We start from the raw sequence: 25,198 nt of genomic DNA, 5'->3' as shown, positions 1-25,198 counted from the left end.
CCATGCGCAAGCTTCTCACCGTCATTGTGCTTCTGATTGTCGGTTTCCTCGTCGCCATGCAGTTCAGCCCGTCGCTGACCCGCGGCGAGCAAGCCACATCGAGCGAGCGCCGCACCGCGCCGGAATTTGCCGGGATTTCGACCTGGCTGAATTCTCCGCCGCTGACGCTGGAAAGCCTGCGCGGCAAGGTCGTGCTGGTGCAGTTCTGGACCTATTCCTGCATCAATTGCGTGCGCACCCTGCCCTATGTGACGAAGTGGTACGACACCTACAAAGACAAGGGTTTCGTTGTGGTCGGCGTGCACACGCCCGAATTCGCCTTCGAGCGGGAAACGGCGAACGTCGAGACCGCCATCAAGCGCTTCGGCATCAAATACCCTGTTGCGCAGGACAATCAGTACCGCACCTGGCGCGCCTTCGGTAATCAGTATTGGCCGGCCGGATATCTGATCGACAAGTCCGGCACCATCGTCGCGACACAGTTCGGCGAAGGCGGCTACCAGCAGATGGAGAACACGATCGCCCGCCTCGTCGGCGAAGCCACGCCGTCCGCGCAGGCCAGCGATCCCGATCTCGCCGGCATCGAAACATCAGAACTCTATCTCGGGTCGGAGAAGAACGACGGCGCCATCGTGGCCTCGCAGGATTCCGCAGCGGGAGAGCGATCCTACGCGCTGCCGGACAGCGTGCCGCAAGGCCGCTTCGCGCTCGGTGGCGCCTGGAAGCTGGTTGGCGACAGCGTCACCGCCTCGGCAGACGGTAGCGAGATCGTGCTCCGCTTCAACGCGCCCAAGGTCAATCTGGTCGCGGGCAGCGCGTTGCCGCAAGCGGTCTCCATCACCGTGGACGGCACGTCGCAACCGCCGGTCACCATCGATGGAAGCCGGCTCTATCCCCTCTACAGCGGAACCAGCGGCGAGCATGTGTTGCGCCTGAAGGTGCCCAAGGCCGGCCTGAGCGCTTACAGCTTTACGTTCGGTTGATCGGCAAGCCTTGATTAACAAGGCCTCCTAGACAAGGTTCGGCCGCGCGCCGCTGGCGCAGGCCTGTTCGACGCAACGGCTGGCGCGGAGGATTTTCTCCTCGCTGAACATCGGCCCCACGATCTGCAGGCCGATCGGCAAGCCATCGACAAATCCGCAGGGCACCGAGGCCGCGGGCTGGCGGGTGAGATTGAACGGCCATGTCAATGGCGTCCAATCGAACCATTGGGGAAAGCGCGCCGGATCCGGCGTATCGATGCCGGCGGCGAAGGCGGTGATGGGAATGGTCGGCGTCAGCAAGAGATCGTAGTGCTGGTGGAAGTGATGCATCTGCTGGCTGAGCGTGCGCATGTCGGCATAGGCCGCCTGCAATTCGCTCGCCGAGATATCCTGGGCTGATATCACCAGCCTCAGCAGGCCTGGATCGAGCGCCGCTAATTGCGCGCCGTCGAAATCCCGCACGACAGCGGCATGCGATGCGCCCCAGATCACTTCCAGCGCGGGCTGCGCCGCGGACAGATCCAGATCGACGCTCTTCACATCGGCCCCTGCCTTCACCAGCGCTTCGATCGCCGGCTGCATGCCATCAGCGACATCCGGCTCGGTGACCGGGAAGCCGAGATCCGGCGACCATGCGATTTTCATTCCCGCCACCCCCTCGTCGAGGCCATCGAGATAGTCGATGCCGCGATAGGGAACGGCGAAGGAATCCCGCGCGTCAGGCCGCGTCAGCACGTTCAGCAACAGCGCACTGTCGGCGACATCGCGCGACAGTCCGCCATACACGGCGAGCGTTCCCATCGGCCCCAGCAAATTCGGCACCACGCCGTAGCTCGCCTTCAATCCAAACACGCCGCTGAACGCCGCGGGGATGCGGATCGAGCCGCCGCCGTCGCCGCCGGTGGCCAGCGGCACGACGCCCGCCGCGACCAGGGCGGCCGAACCGCCGCTGGAGCCGCCGGGCGTGCGGGAAGTATCCCAGGGGTTGCGGGTGATGCCGGTCAGCGGCCCGTGCGTAATCCCCTTCCAGCCGAATTCGGGAGTCGTGGTCTTACAGAAGAACACCGCGCCGGCCTCACGCAAGCGCGCGACACCCGGCGTATCCTCCGTGCTCGGCGCCGTTGCGGTCGAGTGCGAGCCGATGCGCATCGGCCAACCCTTGACATGTCCGGTGTCCTTGATCGCGACCGGCACGCCATCGAGTGGTCCCATGGGATCACCGCGACGCCAGCGTTCCGCCGACTCTGCAGCTAGTCGCCTCCCCTGCGGCTCATCCAGCAGGCACGTGGCATTGAGAGTCGGATTGACCGCGTGCAGTCGCGCCAGCGTCGCTTCCAATACATCGACCGGCGACAGGTCGCCCTTGGCGAAGCGCCGGGTCATCTCGCGGGCGGAAAGCCAGTTCAAATCGTTGGACATCGCGCGGCCTACTCGGCCGCTTCACGCGCGGGGACGCTCGGCTCGATATCGCATTGCAGGATATCGGTGAAGCGGTTGAACGCGCCACACAGCGAGATGCGCCAGGTCAATTCGATGATCTGGGCCTCGGAGAAATGTTCACGAAGGCGGGTGAAGATTTCGTCGCGCGTCTTGCTCCAGTTATTATTGACAGCAACGGAATATTCGACCACGAGCTTGTCGACGTCGTCGAGTTCCGGATGATCCTTGTAGTCGAGCAGCCGTTCGGCGCCCTCCTCCGATACGCCCTGGATCGCCAGTTTCGGCGCGTGGTGCGAGACGCAATAGTCGCACTTGTTCAACAAGGACACCGCGACCAGCGCGATCTCCAGATGCCGCTTCGACAAGGTGCCGCTCTCGGCGAGATCGACCAGCAGCGACCATGTATGCTCAAAGATCGGCGGCCGGTGCGCCATCACGCCCGCCTGGTTCTCGAACGCGCCATAGGTCGTCATCTTGTCCCACAGCGGCTGCAGCTCGGCCGGGAGATCGTTCTTGGTCTTGATCGACACGCGTGACATGGCTTTATCCTTGAATCGAGTTCGCGAATTGCGGTGATGGTGCCACAGGCCAGGAGGTTTGGCGCGACCCGCTCTGGAATAGCAGGTCTGCCTGTGGTGAGGCTGTCATTCCGGGGCGATGCGCAGCATCAAACCAAAGATGTACAATGGCACATCGGGGAATGACGGAGACAGAGAGCATGACCATCCGCCCCATCGTCCGCTATCCCGATCCGCGGCTCGCGCTCCCCACGCAAGCGGTTTGAGAAGCTGTCGTGGGGTTGATACCGGCCCTCTGAGTACGATCAAGGTCAACCGAACAATTTTGCAATCCATAAACCAATCCGCGAATTCTACTTTCACGTGCCGCATTTCCACATGGGCCAATGAGGTTGCTTTAACGGCCTCACGATAGGTTGCCGACAAGAGAGGCGGCGAAGTTCATGTGAGGTCGGTATGGAATCAGGCCGAGTATTTTGGGAATTGGGCACCTGGTCGCGTTTTGGCGGGGCCCCCATTATTGACGTTGCATGGTGAAGGCGCATTTCGGCGTTGCTCGCCAAAGGACGGAGTTTCCCAGTCGTGACCCAGCGCGCGTTCAATACATCACTCATCCTGTTGGCAGCGGCTGTCGCGCTGTCGGGGACATCGTTTCCGGGCGGGATGCTCGGCTTCCTGCTCGCGATCGGGTTCGTCATCTTCATCGGCGTGCCGGCGGCTTCCATCGCAAAAGCGTTCAACCTGAGCGAACTTCCACTGACATTCAATCAGTTCGCCGCGATTCTGGCCGGCGGCTACGCGCTGTTCGTCGTCATTTCGGCAGTGCAGGCATGGCGACTGCTGCAGCAGCGTGACCTGCACAAGGCACGATCGGCAGGGTTTGGAGTGGCGGTCTTACTGGCATTGCCGTTGGTCGGCTGGCTTTCGTTGCGAGCGATGACGCATGCCTAGCCATTATGCGCTGGTAACGTGAGGGTACAACAGCTTTTCACTGCCGAGCCGCCGGATCATTTCGTTGCGAGAATGCCAATAGAGATCAAGATCGGTGCTGTCTAGATATGGGCCAGACGGCGAGAAAACACCGTTGGCCTGCCACGATCCAGCGTCGAGTTTCATGACCAACTCGCAAGCCCCTTGAACCGCCCATGTCAGATAGCGCTCGCCAGCCGGCGTCCGGCGGGCTCGGTCATCAAGGCTGACATCCACGCCGGCTACTCGACCTCGATTGCGAAACGCGGCATTGTTGGGGAACCACTCCGTGTAAAACATCAAGCCCAATAACAGGTCGTCTCCCGTAGGCTCTCCAGGATGACGGATCAAAGCAGCTTCGTTAAACGGCGACCAATCCGAAGCGAAACAGTGCGACACTTCCCAATCCCGCATCAGCCCAAGGCGGGCAAGCATGTCACAGGGGGCATTGAGATTGTTTTCGCAGGCATGAAAGTACACCAGTTTCCCCTCGATCTCTGCGTCGCACAGCCCCCATAATATGCGAGCGATCTGCGTGGCCAGGCCGGCATATGTCCTGTCAGAGTAGTTCGTCATCGTCATCATGAGCCGATCCGCAGCAATTCAATTGTCCGGCCGCCATCAATGGCATTCAAGGAGTATCTGCGCGCTTGAGAAGTTCAGCGCTTTCAACTCGTCCGGTTTCAAGAAAAAATAATAGGCGCCGGAATCGCCCCAGCTCCAGTGCATGGCGTCATCGCTCGCGATCTGGAACAGCAAGAGCTCGTTCGTGGGACCGATTTGGGCGTCCGACTGGACACCATTGCGATAACCGCCCATGCGATGAGGCCGGTTGTGATGGAGGCTTCGCCAATGCGGCTCGAATTCCGCAAGCACGGCCCGCGGGATCAAGGATTGACGCGCAACATCCACATAATAGTCGGCCACCAGTTCGCGGACGCCGGTGCGCTGACCGAGATCGGCAGAGAGTTCTTTCTCCCAGAAGCTGACATGAAGCCGTTCGCCATCCCTGTCCACCCAGTGGTAATTCCAGAAACGGAAGGTGTCCTGCCGGAGGCGTGTCTTGAGCGTTTGCCAGGCCTCAATCGGCATCGGGCTGTCGAGATCATGGCCAAGAACGGCGGATCTTTCGCCGGCAACACGGTCCACGACTGCTGCGCGCCAATGCCGAAGGTCGCGGTTAGACCGGCGCAGATAGGCGATGATCGAGTCCGGCGTCGAGTGGCGCGCCAGGAAAGCGGCCAGCGCTTCGCGCCGCGTCCTCCGCACCTCGGCCACCGCAATCGTTTGGACGCGGCGCAGGCGCAGCGTCTCGTCTTCCGGCTCAGGACCTTCGAGCAAGGGCCGCGACGATGCGGTCCACTTGGCGTCATCCGCATCGACCGCGGCGAGGATGGAGCCGATGTAGCCCGGCTGGTTGAGCCGCTCGACAAGCTCGTTGGGAAGCCGCAACTCATCCATCGGTGTGGAGCACGCGCGTTCGATGCTGTCGAGCACGTAAAGCGCGCCGCGCCAGGTGAAGGGCTCGGGGTCGGACGGCCGTTCCCGGTCAGGGGCGACGGGCTGCCCCGCATAGAGAATCTCCGCGAAACTGTCCGGCGCGACTACCGTTCAGTTGCCTTCTTTGGTCAGTGTGTTGGCAACGACAACCAGGTCGACCGGCCAACGCCGCCAGAGTGTCGGCACCTCAGCCAGCGAGCGGCAATAGCCATAGCCCGGATCGGTGTAGACGCCGTCATAGACGGGGCCGAGATCGAACGGCGGCTTCCGCTCGGGTCCCAGCGTATCGACGTGGAGGATACGAAAGGCGTCGGGTTCTTCGGGCGCGCCTTGATTGGGATCGACGAACAGCAGCAGCCAGCCCTCACGCGGTCCGAGCCCGCCCCAGAGTTCGGCGGGCAGGTCGGCACAGGCGATCTGCGCGAGGAAATGCAGCGGCCGCTCGCCCTTCTCCGGATGCTCGGCGGAAACTGACCGCGGCCATTCGACGTGATCCGGCATCATCAGCAGGCCGCCCAGCCATGATCGCGGTGCTTCGAACCGCGGCGGGACCTGCCGCCGCAGGATGACGGAGACGCTTTCGCTGACGCCGGCAGGTGGACTGACCGGGACATCGCGCATCGGCTTGGCAGGATCGTCGCTACGGGCGCCAGACGGAATCGACCTCGCCTTCTCCGCTTCCTTGGCTCGCCGGAAACGGCGAAAGTCCCAGACAATAAACGCCGCGGCGCAAACGATCAGCAATTGCCACCAGGACATGCTCCCCCCTTCAATATCCGGTTGTCGTGAGCAAGACACGGTCGAAGCGACGCGTGCGAAGGTCGTCGGGCAGAATCCAGAACTGGTACACGCCTTCCCCGAAATGATGTCCGAGCCCTTCGTCGGAGGACAGTTCCAGAAGCAGCAAATGCGTGCCGGCGGTTTCCTCCTCATTGCCCTGCACGTAACCTGGCGGCGCCAGCATGCGGTCGGGGGTGGCGGCGAAGATGCCGGACTCGGCTCGCGTGGCAAGGGCGTGGGTGGCTTCGATGCGCGCAATCGCCTCCTTGGGAATGCGACTCGCCGCCTCGGCGGACTCGGCGAGCGCCGCCTCGATGGAAAGCCTCGCGGCTTGCTGGATCACGACCGCCGAGAAATCTCGCCAACCCTCCAGCCATGACCAGAAGCTGTCGCGCGTCTGCTCCGACGTCGCCGCGAAAGGCGCGTGCTGGGCAGCTTGCACCAGCCATTGCCGTGCCTCCAGGCCGATCCGCTCCGACATCGCCTGAATGTCCTCGGCGGTCATCGCGCGCAGGCGATAGCTGGTCCCGGCATAGCGAAGCTCACGGTTCACGTAGCCGAGAACCAATCCTGCGCCGATCTCGATCGCGCACCAGTCCTGCGGATAGGTCGCGTAAGGCCTGCTTATGCCGGCCTGCTTGGGTGCGGCATCATCAGGGGGAGCTGCAACGCCTCTTCGCGCTTCCTGCGCTTCGAGCAGCACGGCATCCATGGCCCGCAATTCGGGCCACCAAAACACGGGATTTTCGTTTTCCTCATCGATCTCGCTGCGCCAGGCCTCGATAAGGGCCGGAGGAATCGCAATGGCCAGCGGATCGAACGGCCATTTCAGCAACAGTTTTGGCAAGCGCGTATCAGGGTCGTCCAGCGCTTCGGTCCAGCGCCAGGCATGGCGCGCCTCTGATCCGTAGACGGCGGCAAGATTAGCCGGTGCGGGCGCCTGCGCCATCGCATCCATCGCGTTCTCCGTATAGAGCACGCGAAAACCGTTCGAATGACCCCAGCGCAAGTCGAGAAAGAAATACAGCACGCCCTGCGAAGGAAATGCCTCATGCCGCGCCGATGCCGGCACGGCGGCGCAATCGATCTGCATCACGAAGTGAAGCGGCTCGGTCGCGCCTTTATGCGTCCAGGTCGGCCATGTGAAGGAACGAGGCGCGGTCGGAAGACCGCCGAAATAGCTGAGATGCCGGGGATCATGGCTGGGCGGCATCTGCTGCAGGAAGACAATCGCGGTCCGCGCAGGCTCGATGCGAACCGAAGCGGCGCGAAGATCCTGCCTGACAACGCCGGCCGTGGGGGCGATCGATGGCGAAGCCGCACGGGCGGAAATAGCGGGGGTGCTGGCGGGCTTATCTTGTTTGTCACTTCCGTTACCGGGCAGCAAAGCGACCAGCGTCGCCGCGACGATTCCAAGCGTGATGGCGATGAAAATGGCCGCGCCCCATGGTATCCACGCGCCCGTTGCGATGCCTCGGAAGATCACCAGCGCCATCACGGCCGCGATCGTGATGGCGGCAACGTTCAGGGGCTTCAGGCTGGCCATGGTCCACTCCGACTCTAGCTTGCCGGTTGTATAGGACGAAAATGTCTCGTTCCGGTTAAAGCGATAAGCAACACGGGAGACCCACGCATGCGCTACAACAGATCATGACCATCCGCCCTATCGTCCGCTATCCCGATCCCCGGCTCGCACTCCCTGCGCAGCGAGTGACCGCGTTCGACGGCACGCTGCGCGAGCTGGCGACAGACCTGCTCGAGACCATGCACGCCGCACCCGGCATCGGCATCACCGCGCCGCACATCGGCGTCTCGCTTCGCGTCGTGGTGCTCGATCTCGACCCGGTCGATGGCGCGCGGACCTATGTCAATCCGGAGATCATCTGGGCCTCGCCCGAGATGATCATGCATCAGGAAGGCAGCGTCTCGATGCCCGGCGTCAACGACGACATCGAGCGCCATGCCCGGTTGCGGATCAGCTATCATGACGTCGACGGCCATGCCCGAACCGAGGAATCGCAAGGCCTGCGCGCGGTCTGCCACCAGCACGAGATCGATCAGCTCAACGGGATTTTCTGGATCAGGCGGCTGTCCCGGCTGAAGCGCGAGCGGCTGATCAAGCGGTTCGAGAAGCTGTCGCGGGGTTGAGGTGAAGGCGGGCAACTCGCCTTGGAGATCGGAGACCGCTACGGCCCTACCATCCCTTCAGGCCGAATTCCTCCAGCCCGCGCGCGCTCCTCCAGTTGGCCAATGCCCGGTGAAGCGCAGGCACGTAATCTCGCCAAAGGGCATTCAGTTTGCGCATTTCGGAAAGGTAGCGGCTCGCCACCTCAGTCTCGTCGGCCATCGCATCCTTCAAGAACAAATCCCGGGCGATACCGAAGAGTTCAGCGGCGTCAGACAGGCCAATCATGCGCAGGTTGCGCTGGGCCTGATCCCAGACATCCGGTTCCTCCTGGTGGGCAAAATAATAATCGAAACCACCTTGCCAGGTCACCAGTGCATCGAGCTCGTGCAGCACATTCATGTTTGCGTCAAATCGAAATCCACCCCCTTCGAGATAGCGAAACTTCGGTACCCGGAGCGTGTCGTTCCTCTTGTATGGATGGGTCGGCGGCACGTCGCTGCGATTTGCTTCGACCAGGCGTATCGCTGTATCCACGCCAGTTTCGGCATTGATCAGGTGCATCCCGGCCAAGGATTTCGAGAAAACCGTTACGCCGTGTTCGGAGAACACGAGATCCAGGCCGTTGTATCGCAGGCACACATCAAACTTGTAATCGAGGAATTGAGCGATGATCGGTGTCATCAAGACCGGGTCTACGGTTGAAATCCCGCCGGTCCATTCAGAAAACTCCGACGCGTTTTCCAGCGCCCGTGTTGCTATCAACGTGCCGCAAGTTATCGGGCAAAGGCAGACAACTCCCTCGTCGCGTGTTTGAGGCTGGAGGTCGCTGTACCTCCTGCCGTGAATTGCCAACAAATAGGAAACCGCGCGCAAGACGCCGCTCATGTTACGGTTCTCAAGCCACCAAGCGCAGTAACCAAGGCCATCCGCAAGTTCCGCCCGGTAGCCACATTGACGCGCCGCGCCCGCGATCCAACCACGGACCTCCATCGTCGGCAGCTCGAGTGCATCATCATCCATTGAAATGATCCCGTACCGGGGAGAGCGGAAATATTCCGGGATTGTCGGTCCCGCCTTCCTTGCCGAACATGCGGATAACACCCGGTTGCACACCGGAATAATTATCTCCAAAGGTTTAATGGTCCGTCTGAGAACTGTTTCAGCGCTGGTGGCAGCGCATCAACGTTTGCGAAACCATGATCAAGCGGTGGCCGCCTTCGCTCTTCGGGCCATGGCGGAAAGGCCGGCCAATCCATGCTGCGAATTTGGCGCCCCGCCACTCGGTCAGGCAGGCTGCGGAATGCGCGCGATGACCTTGATCTCGAAATCAAAGCCGGCCAGCCAGTTCACGCCGACCGCGGTCCAGTTCGGGTATGGCGCCTCGCCGATCGCCTTCAGCCTGATAGGGCCGATCGTCTCCCACTGCCTGGCCGGGTCGGTGTGGAAGGTGGTGACGTCGACGACGTCGTCGAAGGTGCAACCGGCGGCCTTCAGCACGGCGGCGAGATTATCGAAGGCAAGCTGGACCTGCTTTGCAAAGTCAGGCTCGGGCGAGCCGTCATCGCGGCTGCCGACCTGGCCGGAGACGAACAGCAGATCGCCGGAGCGGATCGCCGCCGAATAGCGGTTGATTTCGTACAGCGCCTGCCGGCCGGCAGGGAAAATTGCGTCGCGTTTTGACATTGTTTCACTCCATTTGAACGAGGCAAGCCCGACCGTAACGCTTGCGGCCGGCAGGAGCATTGATATACGCCCCGTATGCCGCTATATCTGTTCATACGCGCCGTATGTCAATGGCATACGCGGCGTATCTTTTTTGGAGTTTGGCTTTGGTCGCAAAGCGGCGGGCGCAGATGGTGGAGAAGACCCGGGCCAAGCTCATCAGGGCCGCCCGCAAGGCGTTTGCGGCCGAGGGTTATGCGGCGGCGTCGATGGACGAACTCACCGCCAAGGCCGGCCTGACGCGCGGCGCGCTCTACCACAATTTCGGCGACAAGAAGGGCCTGCTGCAGGCGGTGATCGACCAGATCGACGCCGAAATGGTGGCGCGGATGCGCATCGTCCAGGACCGGGCCAAGACCGCATGGCTCGGCTTTCTCGACGCCAACATCGCCTTTATCGAGATGGCGCTGGAGCCGGAGATCCAGCGCATCATGCTGCTGGACGGGCCGGCCGTGCTCGGCGATCCCTCGCGATGGCCGAACCAGAACGAGTGCCTGCGCACCACGACGCAAACCATCCAGGCGCTGATCGATGCGAAAACGGTCCGGCCGGTCGATGCGGAAGCGGCCGCCCGGCTGCTCAATGGCGCCGCGCTCAGCGCTGCGCTGTGGATTGCGGCGGCCGACGATCCCCGCGCCGTCCTTGCCAAGGCGGTCGCGGCGTTCCGGCATCTTGCGGTCGGGTTGCTGCAGATCGAGGAATGACGTAGCGACAGTCACGGCAACTTCAGCCCCGCGTCAGCAATTTCTCATAACGCCAGATTTCGAGATCGAACGGGCCGTCAACGGTATCGAGGCGGTTGACCATCGTCCGGGCGAGATGCCATCCGCTCTTCTCGTAAAATTTTGCGGCGCGCGAATTGCCGATCGCGCAGGCGAGCCAGGCCGTCTCGACGCCGCGCTGCGACATCTGCACCTCCGCGTCCGCGATCAGCGTGGCCGCGACACCCGTGCCGCGCGCTGCCGATGTGACGTAGAACTGATTGAGCTCATCGCCCTTCAGCATCGCAAAGCCCAATGGCGCGCCCAGCGGGCCAATCACCCGCACATCGGCAAGCGCGACGGACATCCGTTCGGCAAAATCTTCAAACGTGCGCGCACGCGCCAGCGCCGGCGGCAGGATCGCGGCGTGGGCATCCTGCCAGCCGTCATGCCACAGGCGCGTCAGCACGCTGGTTTCGGAGGGGTCGGCTGGTCTTGGGATCATCGGGTGAACAACATCGTCTGCCATAGCGAATGGAAACCTCGTCGGTACGACCCAAATCCAATCCTCCGCGAAAGCGGAGGATCCAGTACGCCGCGGCTTCTCGGTTCGACCCAAGCGACCTCGTGTGACGTCCGTCACAGCGACGGCAAGCGTCCTGCGGCATTGATCTGCCCATCGACGGCGGAATGGTCCGCCCGACCTGACAAGGAGTGGACGACAATGCAGAACATGGAACAGAAGACCTCGGAAATCCGCGAGTTGACCGATGCAGAACTCGAGGCGATCAGCGGCGGCAACATCTTCGGCGACATTGGACGCTGGATCGTTCGCCGCCTCCAGGGGCCCGGCGACCTTCGCCGCGCGACCGACCGCCCGAACTGAACTCATCTTCCAGACTGCCCCCCGCGGCGCAAGCGGCGTTCGCGGGGGTCTCGCGTCCGATCTGTCGCACTGAGCGCCCCGCCCCGCCTTCTCACCCTCCCGCCATCAAATCCTTCGCCAGCGCCATGTAGGCCGGCAGCGTGACGGGGTCGTTGGCGGCGTTGCCGGCGGCGGGGTGCGAGGCATAGCGCGCGATCACCATCTCGGCTTTCGGATCGATATAGATGCCCTGGCCGTGAACGCCGCGCGCCATGTAGGCGCCGTGGGCGTTGTGTGTCACCCACCACTGGTTCCGGTACGATGCGCCGGGCAACGTCGTGTAGCCGGCCGGCTTGAATTTCTCGGGATCGCCGCCGCGCGCGATGTCTTCCACCACCGTTGACGGCACGATCTGGCGGCCGTTGAAGCGGCCGTGATTGCGGATCGTCTCGCCGAAGCGGGCGAGATCGCGCAGCGTCGTCGAAAGGCCGCCGCCGCCGCTTTCGGTGCCGATGCGGTCAACGTGATAATGCGCGTCCTCTTCCGCGCCCATAGGCGCCCAGATCCGCTCGGAGAGCAGGTCAGCCAGCGTCATCCCACTCGCGCGCCTGATGATCCAGGCGAGCACGTCGGAATTGACGGTCTTGTAGGCAAAAGCCTTGCCGTGCTCGCCCTGCTTGCGCTGCGTGCACAGGAAATCGAAAATATTGGTGGCGCCCTCATAGCCCGGCTCGATCGGCGCCATGCCGTTGGCGCGCCGCAAACCGAACACGCCGGAATTCTTGTCGGTATAGACTTCGGTGTATTCGAGGCCGGTGGTCATATCCATCGCCTCGCGCACCCGCGCGTCGCCGAACGCGCTGGCCTTCAGCTCGGGCACATAATCGGTGACCGGCGCCTGCGGATCGATCTTGCCCTCCGCAATCAGAATGCCGGCGAGCGTGCCGGTGAACGATTTTGTGACCGACATCGCGATATGCGGCTTGTGCGGCTTCAGCGCGCCGAAATAACGCTCGTAGATCAGCTTGCCCCGGTGCATCACGGCGATGCCGTCGGCATAGGTTTCGTCAAGCATGCGCTCAAAGGTCATCGGCCGGCCATCCATCGTGACCGACTTGGACGCGCCGATATCGTGGTCCGCACGCGGCAGCACCGACGCGGGCCCTGCCCCGCGCCAGACGTTTACGGTCGGCACCAGTTGGCGGATATTGCTCCACGCCCAGCGCAGTTCGGGGAAGCTGCGGAACGAACCGTTGTGGAAGGTGATGGTTTTGTCGGGCGGCGGCGGAAAGCCTTGCATCCAGCCGAGGGATTGGGGGTCGGTTTCGGCGGCGGTTGGAGTTGGTTGGGCGGCTGCGACGGACATGAAGGCTGGCTCCGGAGGGGCGATCGAGGATTCGTAGCATGGGCCCGCACGGGAGGCAGCCTGCGTTTGAGGCTGAGGGTTATGCGTTCGCATGCTCGCGGCACCCCTCTCCGTCGTTCCCCCGATGCGCAATTGCGCATCGGGGAATGACGGAGGCTACTCGTTGATCTCGGGCTCGACGAGCTTCGCCAGGTTTCGCAGCGACTCCTGCCAACCGAGATAACAAGCCTCGGCTGGAATGACGTCAGGCACGCCGGCCTGCTCGATATTCACCTCGGTGCCGACCAGCACCTTCTTCAGCGTCACGGTCACCTGCATCTCGCCGGGCAGGCCCGGATCGTCGAATGTGTTGGTGTAGCGCAGGCGTTCGCCAGGCACGAGTTCGACATATTTGCCGCCGAACGAGTGGCCTTTTTCCGTCGTGAAGTTCCGGAAGGACATCCTGAACGTACCGCCGACCTTCGGCTCCTGATGGTGCACGGTGCAGGCAAAGCCGTTTGGCGGAAGCCATTTGGCAAGCGCATCCGCTTCAAGGAACGCGCGATAGACTTTTTGCGGGCTGGTTGTCAGGACACGGTGCAAACGGATGGTGCTGGGCATGCTGATGGACCTCTTGGATTGCCGGTTGGTGCCCCGAGGACGAACGAGACTTGATCGAGCCGACATGGGGTCTGGGATTTTCTTGAAAAGGAACTCACGCCTGTTCGGCCTACGGTAGCACGGGTCCTCATTCTCGCGGCACGACATGCCCGAGCTATTGCTTTGGTTTCGCCCTCTGATGACAGAGGGCGCAGGGAAGGCCGGGTGCGCGCTGCACCCGCGGTCTCGTGTGCGATTGTGCATAAGAATGCTGCACACGAGCATACAGGGCAGCGGGGAACACCCAGCCTTCCCTGCGCAATGGCTTTACGGCTTATGACGCGCTCTCCCCGGTGAGACGGCCTCTATTGCCACCGTCGCCTCTGGTCAGCGTTAGCCTCCCAAAAGCTTGACGCCGTTACGGGCGCCAGGACCACACGCTTTTGCCGTACGCCTCTGCCGCGCCCGTCAAGCGCAACATCGGCGTCCATCGCAACCCGCCCAACGTTCGTGACGATGGCCGACGCCCCTCATGGCAGGACGGGATGGGCAAATATGTGCCGGTGATTTGGGGTGAGTGGAAAGGAGAATATTTTTGATTTACGGAAATTTTGGACTTGACATGATTTCCGTAAAACAGAACTGATTTGCCCGTCGGGTTGTTTTGTCGCAGGGCGCAAGGCAACTTCGTTGTTGCGTGCGAAGCGGCGGGTTAGCGAAGCGTAGCCCCGACATCACGAGTTCATCGGGTGCTCAAATCATCGCCTTTCGCGCCACGACGAACGGCCGCGCGTCCTTGCCGCGCGAGGCGTGGCGCGCAAGTTCGATGATTTCAAATCCCGCCGACGCGATCTCGCGCTCCAGATCCTCCGCGGACAGGAACGTCACATGGGGCGCCTTGCCGATGAGCTGCGCCAAGGGCACCGCGATCCGCAGCAGCGGATTCATTTCCTTCAGGCATGGCGTCTTCGAAAGGAACAGCCCGCCAGGCCGCAGCAGCCGATGGATGCCTCGCAAGACCGCGGCGCGGTCGGCCACCAGATGCAGGACATTGAAGCCGAACGCGACGTCAAAACTTCCGTCGGGCCACTGCGCCGCCTCGGGCCGCGCCACCTCGAACGTGATATTGCCGCAGCCTTCGGCGTGAGCCTTCTCACGCGCGATCGCGATCATTTCGCCGGACAGGTCGGTCGCCATGATGCGCCCGACCGATGGCGCAAGTCTAAGCGCCGTCGTTCCCGTCCCGCATCCGAACTCGAAAGCCGCCTCATTGCCGTTGAGATAATGTCGCGTTCGCTCCAGCGTGCGCTCATAGCCCGGCATATCGGCGATCGGATCGGCGGCATATTTGCGCGCGATGCGGTCCCAGAACTGCGCATCATTTGCGGTACGAAACATGGTGTCCCCTATGCGGAGGCTTCTAGCATATACGGAGGAATTGGGAACTTCGGATGACAGTCCGTAAGATGGCAGCCCGTAGGATGATTAGCGTAAGCGTAATCCGCCGCTCGGTCTGTTACAAAGGCGGCGGATTACGCCTTCCGCCTTCGCTCTGCGAGCTACGGCGGACAGGTCGGCTAATCCGGTTCCTGAATACTGGTTACGAGGACTGGTACATGATCGACTGGACGACCTTGATAGCTTACGTCTCAATCGTTCTTGGATTCGTTTTCATACCTGGTCCTGCCACACTCCTGACCGTCGCCCGGGCAACAAGCTCGGGCACCCGGGTCGGCATCGCGACCGGAGCTGGAATCGCGGCGGGCGATGTTATTCATACCTTCACGGCGATCGTCGGCATTTCCGCAATCATCGCCGCGTCGGCCACACTTTTTAGTATCGTCAAATATCTCGGCGCCGCCTATTTGGTCTTTCTCGGAATACAGGCGATCATCGCAAAATCACCGTCGGATCCAGCTGCCGCCCGATCAGTTCTGATCACGCCCCAGACGGCGTTTCGGCAGGCCATCGTGGCCGAAGTGCTAAACCCAAAGACAGCGCTTTTCTTCCTGGCCTTCCTGCCTCAATTCGTCGACTCCGGGAATGGCTTGGTGGCGCTGCAACTGGCGATCTTCGGAACGATCTTTGTCCTGTTGGGCTTGCTGAGCACCGTGATATTTGCGGTTTCGGCCGGACGCCTAGGCAACTTTCTCCGCCGCAATCCGACTGTGCTGAAGTGGCAAGGCAAGATCGTAGGCGGAATTTATTGCGCCTTGGGCATCCGCCTGGCTCTGCAAGAGCGCTAGCATTATTGCCGGCAACGCCCGCCGCTAACGCTCCACTAGTTCGTCGCGGTAAAACGATGCGATGGACTATGCCTTCGGCGAATTCACCGCACGAGCTAACAGGGCAAAAAGTGTCTCGGTTCCCGCTCTTCGATGCTGAAGGCGGCGCGCTAGGTCTCCCAGCGTTCCCAGTAGAACAAACCAGAAGTAAGTTGCGCACTTTCGCTAAATTCCTCGGTATACCGTTGTGGCACACGCATAATCTCGTTCAACAGACCTGCTACGTTGTCCGCAAGTAAGTCGGTTTCAATCTCATCGCCTTCAAGAAAATAGCCCCACCGCAGCGCGCCTCGCGGATTGGAGAGCCCGAGCAGCATCGCCAACGCCCGGTCGAAAGCACCTCCAGCGCCGTTGGGTGGCTTATCTGCAAAGAAATTCCACGTAACGCACATTGGTGCAGCAGCAGACAGTGCAACTTGTACCTCTTGATGCATGCGCCTCAGGAAGTGGGCAATGAATAAAACCATAGGAGCTTGGTTCCCAGAAAGCTCCACGGTGTGCTTCTCACCTGTTCGAGCATTCACAAGTGGCCCTATCGACACCCGTGTGCGGTCATCCAGCAAATGCCGCCGGTAGCACTGAGAGCCACCGAGCTCTTTGATGAAATGCTCCTCGCTTGCGGCAATCGACGGTTCCGTCGCCGAAATTGCAAACACCATGACCCGATGACGGTCTAGGCTAGACATCAAACTGGCGCAGAACCGCCTTTTGTAATGCGAGTTCGCTCGGGTCCACTTAGTGAGCTTGCACGTTAGCGGGTTGGCAATTTGACCAAGCTCACGCGCCAGCGCGCTATGCTCAACCGCGGCTGACAGTATCAGTGCCGAGGTATGCCATTTCTCGCCAATCAGTTGTTCTGTCGGCGAGTGGTCTAAAGACGCTATGAACAACCCATCATATTGATGGCCCGCGAAGTACTCGCTGAGCCCGCGATGAAGCGCGGCAGGTTCGATCTCTGGCATTTCAACCTGTACTGACACCGCGAGCGGTATACCCCCTCACTCCCACTCGATCGTCCCCGGCGGCTTGCTCGTCACGTCATACACCACCCGGTTCACCCCCTTCACCTCGTTGATAATCCGCGTCGCGGTCTCGCCGAGGAATTTCATCTCGAAGGGATAGAAGTCGGCGGTCATGCCGTCGGTGGAGGTGACGGCGCGGAGGCCGACGACGTATTCGTAGGTGCGGCCGTCGCCCATCACGCCGACGGTTTTCACCGGCAGCAGCACGGCGAAGGCCTGCCAGATCGCATCGTAGAGGCCGTGTTTCCTGATCTGGTCGATATAGACCGCGTCGGCGTTGCGGAGGATGTCGAGCTTTTCTTTTGTGATGTCGCCGGGGCAGCGGATCGCAAGGCCCGGCCCGGGGAACGGATGGCGGCCGACGAAGATTTCGGGGAGGCCCAGTTCGCGCCCGAGCACGCGGACCTCGTCCTTGAACAATTCGCGCAAGGGTTCGACCAGCTTCATGTTCATGCGCGCTGGAAGGCCGCCGACATTGTGGTGGCTCTTGATGGTGACGGAAGGTCCGCCGGTGAAGGAGACGCTCTCGATCACGTCGGGGTAGAGCGTGCCCTGCGCCAGGAAGTCCGCGCCGCCGATCTTTTTCGCCTCGGCATCGAACACGTCGATGAACAGGCGGCCGATGGTCTTGCGTTTTACTTCGGGGTCGGTGACGCCTTCGAGCTCGCCAAGGAACTGTTTTGACGCGTCCACGTGCACCAGGGGAATGTTGTAGTGGTGCCGGAACAGGTCGACGACGGTTTTTGCTTCATCGAGCCGCAGCATGCCGTGATCGACGAACACGCAGGTGAGCTGGTCGCCGACCGCCTCGTGGATCAGCACCGCGGCGACCGCCGAGTCGACGCCGCCGGAGAGACCGCAGATCACCTTGCCCTTGCCGACCTGGGCGCGGATCTTCTCGATCGCCTCTTCGCGGAAGGCGCGCATGGTCCAGTCGCCGGTGAGGCCGGAAACTTTCCTGACGAAATTGCGGATCAGTTTGGCGCCATCCGGCGTGTGCACCACTTCGGGGTGGAACATCAGGCCGTAATATTTGCGCTTCTCGTCCTGAATGACCGCGAACGGCGCGTTGGCGCTGACGCCCGCGACCGAAAAGCCCGGCGGCATTTTGGTGATGCGGTCGCCATGGCTCATCCAGACCTGGTGCTTTTCGCCCATGCCCCAGGTGGATTCGAACAGCTGGCTTGATGCCTTGACCTCGACATCGGCGCGGCCGAATTCGCGGTGGTGGCCGCCCTCGACCTCGCCGCCGAGCTGGGCGGCCATGGTCATCTGGCCGTAGCAGATGCCGAGCACGGGAACGCCGGAATCGAAGATCAGCTGCGGCGCGCGGGGCGAGCCGGCCTCATGCACCGATTCCGGACCGCCGGAGAGGATCACCGCTTTCGGCTTCATCTCCTTGAAGGCTTGCTCCGCCTTCTGGAACGGCACGATCTCGGAATAGACGCCCTCCTCGCGGACGCGGCGGGCGATCAGTTGCGTCACCTGACTGCCGAAATCGACGATCAGAATCTTGTCGTGCGCCGAGGCCACTGAGGGCGTCGACTCTGCTGCGGGCTGTGCTGCTGTCATGGACAGGAATTACGCGACGGGGGGCGTACTCGCAACCGCACAGATGGGGGACTCACATTCTTATGTGGCGGTGGACGGGAGGTATTTGGGTAGGTATTGTTGACCTGGTTTGGGCTGCGGGCTCGGTGCACCTCTCCCGCTTGCGGGGGAGGTCGACGCGCAAAGCGCGGCGGGTGGGGGCTCTCTCCAATCGAAGAGTCCGACTCGCGGAGGCACCCCCACCCCAGCCCTCCCCCGCAAGCGGGAGAGGGAGTGCACCAGCGCCGTGGACACATCCGAATTCGAGACACGAGAAACCCCATGAAAATCCCCACCCTGCCCTTTACCGTCACCGACTGGAGCAAGGTCGAGCCGACGACGCACAAGGGTGAGACCGGTCAGGCGATTTGGCGGACGCTCGACATTGGCGACTTGCGGGTGCGGATGGTCGAGTACACGCCGGGCTATCTGGCCGATCACTGGTGCGATCGTGGCCACGTGCTTTATGTGCTGGAGGGCGAACTCGATAGCGAGCTGCGGGATGGGCGGACGTTCAAGCTGACGGCGGGGATGAGTTATCAGGTGTCGGATTTCGGCGATGCCGCGCATCGGTCGTCGACGACGACGGGGGTCAAGCTGTTTATTGTGGATTGAGGTATCGTAGGGTGGGCAAAGCGCTTGCGTGCCCACCCTCGCGCGCACAGGACTTGATGGTGGGCACGGCGCAAGTGCGCCTTTGCCCACCCTACGCAGTCACGACCGCTTCAGCACCGACACAAAAAACCCATCCGTCCCGGTCCGGCGCGGAGTCATCAGCCAGCCCTCCGGCGACTGCAGCGCGGCGTTGGCAAAATCTTCCGCCTTGTCCCACAGCACGCTCGCCGTCTGTTCCGGCGGCACCACCGAAAACTCCGGATGGCGCGCGACAAAACTGCGGACCTGCGCGCCGTTTTCCGGCGGCAGTACGGAGCACGTGATGTAGGCGATCCGGCCGCCCGGCTTGACCAGAGCGGCCGCGCGATCAAGTACTTCGGCCTGGTCTTTCAGGCGAACCTCGAGCGCGCCGGGGCGCATCCGCCATTTGGCGTCGGGGTTGCGGCGCCAGGTGCCGGTGCCGGTACAGGGCGCGTCGATCACGACGAGATCGGCCGAGCTGTGGATGTCGGCGAGCGGGTCGGCGTCGCCCTTCGGCGTGCGGACGTCGGCGTTATGGATGCCGGCGCGCGACAGCCGCTCGTGGATCGGCGCGAGCTGGCGCTTGTCGTGGTCGGTGGCGATCAGGCGGCCCTTGCCCTGCATCATTGCCGCTAACGCAAGCGTCTTGCCGCCGGCGCCGGCGCAGAGGTCGATCACCTGCTCGCCGGGTTTTGCCGCCGACAGCAACGCCGCCAGCTGCGAGCCTTCATCCTGCACTTCAACGGCGCCCTTGATAAAATCCTCCTCGGCATGGATGCCGGGGTTGCGGGCGTCGGCGCCGAGTTCGATGCGCAGGCCGATTGCGGACCACGGCGTCGGCTGCGCGCCGAGATGAGAAAGCCGCGGCAACATCTTCTCGCGGTTGGCTTTTAGGGTGTTAATGCGAAGGTCGAGCGGCGCCCGGCTGGCCATAGCCGTGGCTTCCGCGACGCGGTCGTCGCCGAACACATCTGCCAGATACGCATCCAGCCATTCCGGGTAATCGCCGGCGATGTGCGGCGGCGCATCGCGGAGGGAGCGCGAGGTCAGGGCGGTGCGTTCCGCCGCACTGAGCGGTTCGGGCGCAAAGCGCTCGCCGTGGCATAGATTGGAGATCGTCTCGGTGTCCATGCCGCGCTCAAGCCGAAGCATGCCGAGCACGCGCGCCCGCGGCGTGTCGGATTCCATCAGCCAGGCGCTCGAGGCGCGGCGGCGCAACACGTCCCAGACGAGGCCCGCGATCGCCGCGCGGTCCCCCGAACCGGCAAAGCGATGCGCGGTGCCCCACTCCTTCAGCGCCTTGGCGGCGGGAACACGCTGGGCGTCGATGGTGTCTATGAGTTCGATGGCTGCGGACAGCCGGGCGGCGGGGGTCATTCAGGTCTTTCGTTTGAGATAGGCGCGGTGTCAGATGAGCAACAGCATCTTCAGCGCGAAGTAGATCCACATCGCCAGCAGCACAAGGACGCCGGCGAACCAGGCCAGCGAGCGGGTCCGGACGTCGTTCGACGTGACAAAGATCCCGGCATGGGCAAAGCGCGTCACGACGAACACCCAGGACATCAGCAGGATGAAGAAATCGGCCTTGCGCAGCGGCAGCGCCAGCGCGATCAGGACGTAGAACAGGACCGGGATTTCGAACTGGTTGCTGTAGCAATTGCCGATCTTGGTGGCCTTTTCCGGCCAGTTCGGCTGCCGCAGCGCGATGTCCTTCAGGCTGGTTTCCCTCGCCTTCAGCGCCCCGGTCCGCGCCGTGGCCATCCACAGCAGCAGCGCAAAGGTGAGCCCGACCTGAGCGAAGACAGGCAGCAGAACCAGTTGAATCGACATCAGCACGCCCATGGGAATCTCCCCGCAGGGCGTTCGCCGCCCGTACCAACCAATAGCGGGGGTGCCGCCCTGTGACAAATCGGCAGCCGCGTCCGGTTGAACCGCAATCGGCACCGCCGTGACCTACTGCTGGAGCGGTCAGGTCATTCCGGTCGGAACGGCTCCGCCGCTTCGAGATGGCGCCATGAACATCACCTCACCGCTTCTAACCGGCGCGGCCCGCGTGGCCGAAGCGCCCGGCGATTCCGTGACCTCGCTGCTCAGAATGGTTGGCGCCGGAACCGGATGGTTCGACGACAGCGTCAATGGCGGGCTTGGCATCGTGATGTCGACGCTGGCCGGTGTCGCCGCTGCGCTGGCGGTGGCCATCGTGCTGTCGGTCTATTTCCGCAGCGGCACCCGCAGCCCGCGCGACCTTTTCAAGCATGGCCTCGCCGCCGTTGTCGTGATCGCCCTCACAGCCTTCGTGGTCTACGACGTCAGGCATGCCGCGCTGGCCTATCTCGGCATCAATCCGGCAAAACCCGCGGTGGAGTTCGAAATCCGGCTGCCGAAGGCGGCGCTGACCGCAATTGCCGATACCCAGGTGGAACTGCTCACCGACCGGAACCAGAAGCTGGCCAAGGTGCAGGATGCGCTGGCCTCGACATCGGACGGCCGCAACGTGCTCAAGGGAACCGTCACGCTCGACTACCGCACCACCGAACGCATGGTGGTGCTCAATCTGCCCGGGCGTGCGCAAACCCAGTTCAAGCTGCGGCTGCCGGCCAGCCCGACGCATTCCGACAAGTTCGGGCCGTGGCATCTGGCCGACGGCATCACGCTTGCGAAGGGCGACACCGTCACGCCAGAGACGCACAACGCCTTTGCGATCCGCTACCGCGTGCTGTGAGCGTCGGCGGCTTTCCTTTCAAACGGCTTTTCAAACAAGCATTCAAACGACCTTGCGCGCACCTGTTTTCGTGCGAACGACCGCGTGCAAAATTTCATCATTCCGTCGCCGACAAATCTATAATCAGGGACGAAAGGATTTTCGCATGAGCCCATTCCGCCTGACCCAGATTTCCGACACCCACCTCGCCCGCCGCCTCGTAAAGCTCACTGACAATTTTCATCGTGTGGCCGCGCATATCGACGCGACGCGGCCTGATCTTGTGATCAACAGCGGCGATCTCGCATTCAGTGCCCCGACCAGCCCGGACGATCTCGCCTTCGCCAAAAGCCTGCACGCCGAGCTGCCGGTCGCCTGCCGCTACCTGCCCGGCAATCACGACATCGGCGACAACCCGACCGCGGTCGGACCGGTGCCGTCGCATGCCGCGAGCGAACAGCACCTGCAAAACTTTCGCGCTGTGATCGGCGAAGACCGTTGGCGGTTCGACGAAGCCGGCTGGTGTTTTGTCGGGTTGAACTCGCTGATCATGAACACCGGACTTGCCAGCGAGGCCGAGCAGTTCGACTGGCTCGCGTCAGAACTGTCACGCACCGGCGGCAAGCCGGTCGCACTGTTCCTGCACAAGCCGCTCTATCTCGACGCGCCAGACGATCCCGAACTTGAGGCTTCCGCGATCCGCTACGTGCCGCAGCCGGCGCGCAGGCGACTGATCGAGATGTTCGGCGCGGTCGACCTGCGTTTAGTGGCCTCCGGCCATGTCCACCAGCGCCGCGACTTCACCTATGGCCGCGTCCGCCATGTCTGGGCGCCCTCTGTGGGCTTCATCATTCCCGGTCGCATGCAGCCGTTGATCTCGATCAAGGAAACCGGGCTGGTGGAATACCGCTTCACCCCGGACAGTTTTGAAGTCCGCCACATCAGAGCGCCCGGCCAGGTCGATGTCGACCTGGACGAGTTGCTCAAGAAAGCGCCGGCCGACTAGCCCGTGAACCCGTGAATTCAGAAGAGGCGACGGCCGTCCGCTTTGGTCGTCGTGCCGTTTCGCTCGGCCGGCTGGCCCTTGGCGCGCGGGCTAGGTTCCTCGTCCGCTGTCGTACCCGCCCTGAATACGCCTTTGCCTCCTTCTTGGGCCAAAACTGGCTAAAAACTGATAATGACAACGTTGTCATTCTGTCATACGGTGAATTCGGCACCTTGGATCGCCACAGATGGAGCGACACATCCCCCTCGGCATCTCCCATTCCTGCATCCCGCTCGATCGATGGCGCGTGATCTTCGGTCCCACAGCGGACAGGGCCCTGAGGCGGGTCCTGCACACCCGTTTCGGCTGAGGGAACGGCGATGAACTTCCTGCCGCTCTGGCGCTATCGCGACCAATTGATCGATGGGACGCTCGTCACGCTCGAGCTGACCGTCATAGCCGCCTGCTTCGGCCTCTTGATCGGCACCGCCGGCGCCGTCGCACTCAAGGGGCGCGCGAAGCCCACGCGCTGGCTGGTGCGCGGCTACATCGAGCTGTTCCGCAATACGCCATCGTTGATCCAGCTCTTCATCGTGTTCTTCGTGCTGCCGAGCTTCGGCTTGAAGCTGCCGGCGTTCGAGGCGGCGGCGGTGGCGCTGTCGCTCTACTTCGGCGCCTATTCGGTCGAGATCATCCGCTCGGGCCTCGACTCCGTCCCGAAAAGCCAGATCGAGGCCGGCCAATGCCTCGGTCTCAGCGGCTGGCAGGTGTTTGTCCATATCCTGCTGCCGCCGGCGCTGCGCAACGCCTATCCGGCGGTGACCAGCCAATTCGTGCTGCTCCTGCTCGGGACTTCGCTCGCCTCGCAGGTCGCCGCCGACGAGCTGTTCCACGTCGCAGGCTTCGTCGAGAGCCGCACCTATCGCAGCTTCGAAGTCTACGCGGTCATCTGCGCGGTCTATTTCGCGATGGCGATGTCGTTCAAGATCCTGTTCGCGGTGGTGGGCGCCCTCGCCTTCCGCTCGCCCCGGCGGCGTTGAGGCAGGCCGCCGCATGCGATCCTTCTCCTTCATCGATTTCGTCTCGCTGCTCTCGGCGCTGCGCTGGACGGTGGTGCTCGTCGTCCTCGCGCTCGCCTTCGGCGCGCCGCTCGGACTTGGGCTGGCGACGGGCCGGATCAGCCGCATCGCCCCGCTGCGCTGGATCTCGGCCGCGGCGATCCAGGTGATCCAGGGCGTGCCGCTGCTCGGCCTGCTCTTCTTCTTTTACTTCGGCATGCCGGTGTTCCTCGGCATCCAGGTGCCGGCGCTCGTCGCGGTTACGGTGGCCTACACGCTCTACACCGCGGCCTTCCTGGGCGATATCTGGCGCGGCGGGCTCGAGGCCGTGAAACAGGCGCAATGGGAAGCCGGCGCCTGCCTCGGCCTGTCGCGCTGGCAGCAATTTTGCCACATCGTCGGGCCGCAGGCGCTGCGCCTGTCGCTGCCGCCGACGGTCGGCTTCCTCGTCCAGCTCGTGAAGGGCACCTCGCTCGCTTCGATCATCGGATTCGTCGAGCTGGCGCGCGCCGGCCAGGTGGTGAGCGCCGCGACCTTCCAGCCGCTCCTCACCTACGCCGTGGTCGCGGCGATCTACTTCGCAACCTGCCTGCCGCTCACGCTGTGGTCCCGTTCCCTGGAGGCTCGCCTCGATGGCTCTCGTTGAAATCCGCGACGTCCACAAGAAGTTCGGCCGGACCGACGTGCTCAACGGCGTTTCGCTCGACGTCGAAGAGGGCGAGATCGTCACGATCATCGGCCGCTCCGGCTCGGGCAAATCGACGCTGCTCCGTTGCATCAACGCGCTCGAGACGGTCGATGCCGGCGAGATTCACGTCGAGGGACAAAGGGTTCATGCCAAGATGCCGGACTTGCGGCAGTTTCGCCAGCGCGTCGGCATCGTCTTCCAGGCCTTCAACCTGTTTTCCCACCTCAAGGTCGAACGCAACATCACGCTGGCCCCATTGCTCACCGGCCGCATCGGCAAGTCCGAAGCGCGAGCGCTTGCTCAGGATGTCCTCGCCCGCGTCGGCCTCGCCGACAAGATCGACGCCTGGCCGGAGCAGCTCTCCGGCGGTCAACAACAGCGGGTGGCGATTGCCCGCTGCCTTGCCATGGCCCCGCACCTCATGCTGTTCGACGAGGTGACTTCGGCGCTCGACCCCGAACTGGTCGGCGAGGTCCTGAAGGTGATGGAGGCGATGGCGCGCCAGGGCATGACGATGATCCTCGTCACGCACGAGATGGGGTTTGCCCGCAACGTCGCCGACCGCATCGTCTTCATGCACCAGGGCCGCGTCTGGGAACAGGGACCGCCGTCGAAACTGTTCGTCCGACCCGAGACCCCCGAACTCGCAAGTTTCATCGCCTCGGTGAAATGAGCCCCTTCC

The 25,198-nt window shown here is 62.8% G+C and carries 28 protein-coding genes; 12 read left to right on the top strand and 16 right to left on the bottom strand.

The features are described 5' to 3' along the window. Window positions 1-2 precede the first annotated feature (2 nt). The gene (locus JQ641_RS03910) at window positions 3-983 is read left to right on the top strand and encodes a thioredoxin family protein (protein ID WP_211994520.1); all 981 of its coding nucleotides are present in this window, start codon (window positions 3-5) and stop codon (window positions 981-983) included. A 27-nt stretch (window positions 984-1,010) separates the two neighbouring features. Here JQ641_RS03910 and JQ641_RS03905 read toward each other — a convergent pair whose 3' ends face one another. Further along, the gene (locus JQ641_RS03905) at window positions 1,011-2,402 is read right to left on the bottom strand and encodes an amidase (protein ID WP_211994519.1); all 1,392 of its coding nucleotides are present in this window, start codon (window positions 2,400-2,402) and stop codon (window positions 1,011-1,013) included. A gap of 8 nt (window positions 2,403-2,410) precedes the next feature. Then, window positions 2,411-2,962, bottom strand: coding sequence for a carboxymuconolactone decarboxylase family protein (locus tag JQ641_RS03900; RefSeq protein WP_211994518.1), 552 nt, complete (start codon window positions 2,960-2,962; stop codon window positions 2,411-2,413). A gap of 561 nt (window positions 2,963-3,523) precedes the next feature. On the opposite strand from JQ641_RS03900, the gene JQ641_RS03895 reads away from it, so the two are divergent. Further along, entirely contained in the window at window positions 3,524-3,892 is a 369-nt protein-coding gene (locus JQ641_RS03895) for a hypothetical protein (protein WP_211994517.1), read from the top strand. Between the two features lie 3 nt (window positions 3,893-3,895). On the opposite strand, the gene JQ641_RS03890 is transcribed toward JQ641_RS03895, so the two are convergent. From JQ641_RS03890 to JQ641_RS03875, 4 genes are all read right to left on the bottom strand, one after another. Then, window positions 3,896-4,495: a hypothetical protein gene (locus JQ641_RS03890; protein ID WP_211994516.1), complete on the bottom strand. Its 600-nt coding sequence runs from the start codon at window positions 4,493-4,495 to the stop codon at window positions 3,896-3,898. Between the two features lie 36 nt (window positions 4,496-4,531). After that, window positions 4,532-5,407 (bottom strand): DUF1963 domain-containing protein, encoded by an 876-nt coding sequence (locus tag JQ641_RS38400; RefSeq protein ID WP_211994515.1) that lies wholly within the window; start codon window positions 5,405-5,407, stop codon window positions 4,532-4,534. A gap of 114 nt (window positions 5,408-5,521) precedes the next feature. Then, the gene (locus JQ641_RS03880) at window positions 5,522-6,169 is read right to left on the bottom strand and encodes a DUF1963 domain-containing protein (RefSeq protein WP_211994514.1); all 648 of its coding nucleotides are present in this window, start codon (window positions 6,167-6,169) and stop codon (window positions 5,522-5,524) included. A 10-nt stretch (window positions 6,170-6,179) separates the two neighbouring features. Next, a complete protein-coding gene (locus tag JQ641_RS03875; RefSeq protein ID WP_211994513.1) occupies window positions 6,180-7,736 on the bottom strand; it encodes a DUF1963 domain-containing protein in 1,557 nt (518 codons plus the stop codon). Between the two features lie 104 nt (window positions 7,737-7,840). Between JQ641_RS03875 and JQ641_RS03870 the strand changes: the two genes are divergently transcribed. After that, window positions 7,841-8,338, top strand: coding sequence for a peptide deformylase (locus JQ641_RS03870; RefSeq protein ID WP_211994512.1), 498 nt, complete (start codon window positions 7,841-7,843; stop codon window positions 8,336-8,338). Window positions 8,339-8,384: 46 nt separating this feature from the next. On the opposite strand, the gene JQ641_RS03865 is transcribed toward JQ641_RS03870, so the two are convergent. Together JQ641_RS03865 and JQ641_RS03860 are read right to left on the bottom strand one after the other, a co-directional pair. Beyond that, the gene (locus JQ641_RS03865) at window positions 8,385-9,338 is read right to left on the bottom strand and encodes a DMP19 family protein (protein WP_211994511.1); all 954 of its coding nucleotides are present in this window, start codon (window positions 9,336-9,338) and stop codon (window positions 8,385-8,387) included. A 264-nt stretch (window positions 9,339-9,602) separates the two neighbouring features. Then, the gene (locus tag JQ641_RS03860) at window positions 9,603-10,001 is read right to left on the bottom strand and encodes a RidA family protein (RefSeq protein WP_211994510.1); all 399 of its coding nucleotides are present in this window, start codon (window positions 9,999-10,001) and stop codon (window positions 9,603-9,605) included. A gap of 146 nt (window positions 10,002-10,147) precedes the next feature. Here JQ641_RS03860 and JQ641_RS03855 point away from each other — a divergent pair, with 146 nt between their 5' ends. Then, complete coding sequence (locus JQ641_RS03855; protein ID WP_249150178.1) at window positions 10,148-10,744, top strand: TetR/AcrR family transcriptional regulator; 597 nt, start codon at window positions 10,148-10,150, stop codon at window positions 10,742-10,744. 22 nt (window positions 10,745-10,766) lie between these two features. Here JQ641_RS03855 and JQ641_RS03850 read toward each other — a convergent pair whose 3' ends face one another. Beyond that, on the bottom strand, window positions 10,767-11,270 hold the full coding sequence (locus JQ641_RS03850) for a GNAT family N-acetyltransferase (RefSeq protein ID WP_249150177.1): 504 nt from the start codon (window positions 11,268-11,270) through the stop codon (window positions 10,767-10,769). 195 nt (window positions 11,271-11,465) lie between these two features. On the opposite strand from JQ641_RS03850, the gene JQ641_RS03845 reads away from it, so the two are divergent. Beyond that, window positions 11,466-11,627: a hypothetical protein gene (locus JQ641_RS03845; RefSeq protein ID WP_211994509.1), complete on the top strand. Its 162-nt coding sequence runs from the start codon at window positions 11,466-11,468 to the stop codon at window positions 11,625-11,627. Window positions 11,628-11,718: 91 nt separating this feature from the next. Here the strand turns inward: JQ641_RS03845 and JQ641_RS03840 are convergent, their stop codons facing one another. From JQ641_RS03840 to JQ641_RS03830, 3 genes are all read right to left on the bottom strand, one after another. After that, a complete protein-coding gene (locus tag JQ641_RS03840) occupies window positions 11,719-12,972 on the bottom strand; it encodes a serine hydrolase domain-containing protein (protein ID WP_211994508.1) in 1,254 nt (417 codons plus the stop codon). A gap of 156 nt (window positions 12,973-13,128) precedes the next feature. After that, window positions 13,129-13,572 carry an SRPBCC family protein gene (locus JQ641_RS03835; RefSeq protein ID WP_211994507.1) on the bottom strand — a complete coding sequence of 148 codons (444 nt, stop codon included), beginning with the start codon at window positions 13,570-13,572 and terminating at the stop codon, window positions 13,129-13,131. 732 nt (window positions 13,573-14,304) lie between these two features. Continuing rightward, the gene (locus JQ641_RS03830; protein WP_211994506.1) at window positions 14,305-14,949 is read right to left on the bottom strand and encodes a class I SAM-dependent methyltransferase; all 645 of its coding nucleotides are present in this window, start codon (window positions 14,947-14,949) and stop codon (window positions 14,305-14,307) included. A 218-nt stretch (window positions 14,950-15,167) separates the two neighbouring features. Between JQ641_RS03830 and JQ641_RS03825 the strand changes: the two genes are divergently transcribed. Then, window positions 15,168-15,797 carry a LysE family translocator gene (locus JQ641_RS03825; protein ID WP_211994505.1) on the top strand — a complete coding sequence of 210 codons (630 nt, stop codon included), beginning with the start codon at window positions 15,168-15,170 and terminating at the stop codon, window positions 15,795-15,797. Window positions 15,798-15,946: 149 nt separating this feature from the next. Here the strand turns inward: JQ641_RS03825 and JQ641_RS03820 are convergent, their stop codons facing one another. Further along, window positions 15,947-16,798, bottom strand: a complete 852-nt coding sequence (locus tag JQ641_RS03820) for a hypothetical protein (RefSeq protein ID WP_211994504.1) — start codon at window positions 16,796-16,798, stop codon at window positions 15,947-15,949. 36 nt (window positions 16,799-16,834) lie between these two features. Continuing rightward, window positions 16,835-18,430 carry a glutamine-hydrolyzing GMP synthase gene (gene guaA / locus JQ641_RS03815; RefSeq protein ID WP_211994503.1) on the bottom strand — a complete coding sequence of 532 codons (1,596 nt, stop codon included), beginning with the start codon at window positions 18,428-18,430 and terminating at the stop codon, window positions 16,835-16,837. A gap of 300 nt (window positions 18,431-18,730) precedes the next feature. Between guaA and JQ641_RS03810 the strand changes: the two genes are divergently transcribed. Continuing rightward, complete coding sequence (locus JQ641_RS03810) at window positions 18,731-19,063, top strand: DHCW motif cupin fold protein (RefSeq protein ID WP_211994502.1); 333 nt, start codon at window positions 18,731-18,733, stop codon at window positions 19,061-19,063. 99 nt (window positions 19,064-19,162) lie between these two features. Here JQ641_RS03810 and JQ641_RS03805 read toward each other — a convergent pair whose 3' ends face one another. Both JQ641_RS03805 and JQ641_RS03800 read right to left on the bottom strand, forming a co-directional pair. Then, window positions 19,163-20,461, bottom strand: coding sequence for an RsmB/NOP family class I SAM-dependent RNA methyltransferase (locus tag JQ641_RS03805; protein WP_211994501.1), 1,299 nt, complete (start codon window positions 20,459-20,461; stop codon window positions 19,163-19,165). 30 nt (window positions 20,462-20,491) lie between these two features. Further along, window positions 20,492-20,914, bottom strand: a complete 423-nt coding sequence (locus tag JQ641_RS03800) for an MAPEG family protein (RefSeq protein WP_211994691.1) — start codon at window positions 20,912-20,914, stop codon at window positions 20,492-20,494. A gap of 184 nt (window positions 20,915-21,098) precedes the next feature. On the opposite strand from JQ641_RS03800, the gene JQ641_RS03795 reads away from it, so the two are divergent. From JQ641_RS03795 to JQ641_RS03775, 5 genes are all read left to right on the top strand, one after another. Then, window positions 21,099-21,806, top strand: coding sequence for an acriflavin resistance protein (locus tag JQ641_RS03795; RefSeq protein ID WP_349628491.1), 708 nt, complete (start codon window positions 21,099-21,101; stop codon window positions 21,804-21,806). Window positions 21,807-21,951: 145 nt separating this feature from the next. After that, entirely contained in the window at window positions 21,952-22,791 is an 840-nt protein-coding gene (locus JQ641_RS03790) for a metallophosphoesterase family protein (RefSeq protein WP_211994500.1), read from the top strand. Between the two features lie 359 nt (window positions 22,792-23,150). Next, the gene (locus JQ641_RS03785) at window positions 23,151-23,810 is read left to right on the top strand and encodes an amino acid ABC transporter permease (protein ID WP_211994499.1); all 660 of its coding nucleotides are present in this window, start codon (window positions 23,151-23,153) and stop codon (window positions 23,808-23,810) included. A 13-nt stretch (window positions 23,811-23,823) separates the two neighbouring features. Next, window positions 23,824-24,474, top strand: coding sequence for an amino acid ABC transporter permease (locus tag JQ641_RS03780; protein WP_211994498.1), 651 nt, complete (start codon window positions 23,824-23,826; stop codon window positions 24,472-24,474). Further along, window positions 24,461-25,189, top strand: a complete 729-nt coding sequence (locus JQ641_RS03775) for an amino acid ABC transporter ATP-binding protein (protein WP_211994497.1) — start codon at window positions 24,461-24,463, stop codon at window positions 25,187-25,189. Before JQ641_RS03780 ends, JQ641_RS03775 begins: the two co-directional genes overlap by 14 nt. Window positions 25,190-25,198 lie beyond the last annotated feature (9 nt).

The organism is Bradyrhizobium sp. JYMT SZCCT0180 (genome assembly GCF_018130165.1).
Classification (GTDB): domain Bacteria; phylum Pseudomonadota; class Alphaproteobacteria; order Rhizobiales; family Xanthobacteraceae; genus Bradyrhizobium.
This window is presented reverse-complemented; position numbering and strand designations above follow the sequence as displayed.

Bases quoted from the DNA above. Each gene is read 5' to 3' on its own strand.
- JQ641_RS03845 (WP_211994509.1), top strand. From the start codon at position 11,466: ATGCAGAACATGGAACAGAAGACCTCGGAAATCCGCGAGTTGACCGAT.
- JQ641_RS03785 (WP_211994499.1), top strand. From the start codon at position 23,151: ATGAACTTCCTGCCGCTCTGGCGCTATCGCGACCAATTGATCGATGGG.
- JQ641_RS03840 (WP_211994508.1), bottom strand. From the start codon at position 12,972: ATGTCCGTCGCAGCCGCCCAACCAACTCCAACCGCCGCCGAAACCGAC.
- JQ641_RS03870 (WP_211994512.1), top strand. From the start codon at position 7,841: ATGACCATCCGCCCTATCGTCCGCTATCCCGATCCCCGGCTCGCACTC.
- JQ641_RS03795 (WP_349628491.1), top strand. From the start codon at position 21,099: ATGAACATCACCTCACCGCTTCTAACCGGCGCGGCCCGCGTGGCCGAA.
- JQ641_RS03775 (WP_211994497.1), top strand. From the start codon at position 24,461: ATGGCTCTCGTTGAAATCCGCGACGTCCACAAGAAGTTCGGCCGGACC.
- JQ641_RS03880 (WP_211994514.1), bottom strand. From the start codon at position 6,169: ATGTCCTGGTGGCAATTGCTGATCGTTTGCGCCGCGGCGTTTATTGTC.
- JQ641_RS03900 (WP_211994518.1), bottom strand. From the start codon at position 2,962: ATGTCACGCGTGTCGATCAAGACCAAGAACGATCTCCCGGCCGAGCTG.
- JQ641_RS03865 (WP_211994511.1), bottom strand. From the start codon at position 9,338: ATGGATGATGATGCACTCGAGCTGCCGACGATGGAGGTCCGTGGTTGG.
- JQ641_RS03810 (WP_211994502.1), top strand. From the start codon at position 18,731: ATGAAAATCCCCACCCTGCCCTTTACCGTCACCGACTGGAGCAAGGTC.
- JQ641_RS03800 (WP_211994691.1), bottom strand. From the start codon at position 20,914: ATGTCGATTCAACTGGTTCTGCTGCCTGTCTTCGCTCAGGTCGGGCTC.
- JQ641_RS03805 (WP_211994501.1), bottom strand. From the start codon at position 20,461: ATGACCCCCGCCGCCCGGCTGTCCGCAGCCATCGAACTCATAGACACC.
- JQ641_RS03850 (WP_249150177.1), bottom strand. From the start codon at position 11,270: ATGGCAGACGATGTTGTTCACCCGATGATCCCAAGACCAGCCGACCCC.
- guaA (WP_211994503.1), bottom strand. From the start codon at position 18,430: ATGACAGCAGCACAGCCCGCAGCAGAGTCGACGCCCTCAGTGGCCTCG.
- JQ641_RS03790 (WP_211994500.1), top strand. From the start codon at position 21,952: ATGAGCCCATTCCGCCTGACCCAGATTTCCGACACCCACCTCGCCCGC.
- JQ641_RS03835 (WP_211994507.1), bottom strand. From the start codon at position 13,572: ATGCCCAGCACCATCCGTTTGCACCGTGTCCTGACAACCAGCCCGCAA.
- JQ641_RS03780 (WP_211994498.1), top strand. From the start codon at position 23,824: ATGCGATCCTTCTCCTTCATCGATTTCGTCTCGCTGCTCTCGGCGCTG.
- JQ641_RS03910 (WP_211994520.1), top strand. From the start codon at position 3: ATGCGCAAGCTTCTCACCGTCATTGTGCTTCTGATTGTCGGTTTCCTC.
- JQ641_RS03860 (WP_211994510.1), bottom strand. From the start codon at position 10,001: ATGTCAAAACGCGACGCAATTTTCCCTGCCGGCCGGCAGGCGCTGTAC.
- JQ641_RS03830 (WP_211994506.1), bottom strand. From the start codon at position 14,949: ATGTTTCGTACCGCAAATGATGCGCAGTTCTGGGACCGCATCGCGCGC.
- JQ641_RS03905 (WP_211994519.1), bottom strand. From the start codon at position 2,402: ATGTCCAACGATTTGAACTGGCTTTCCGCCCGCGAGATGACCCGGCGC.
- JQ641_RS03890 (WP_211994516.1), bottom strand. From the start codon at position 4,495: ATGATGACGATGACGAACTACTCTGACAGGACATATGCCGGCCTGGCC.
- JQ641_RS03820 (WP_211994504.1), bottom strand. From the start codon at position 16,798: ATGCCAGAGATCGAACCTGCCGCGCTTCATCGCGGGCTCAGCGAGTAC.
- JQ641_RS03875 (WP_211994513.1), bottom strand. From the start codon at position 7,736: ATGGCCAGCCTGAAGCCCCTGAACGTTGCCGCCATCACGATCGCGGCC.
- JQ641_RS03825 (WP_211994505.1), top strand. From the start codon at position 15,168: ATGATCGACTGGACGACCTTGATAGCTTACGTCTCAATCGTTCTTGGA.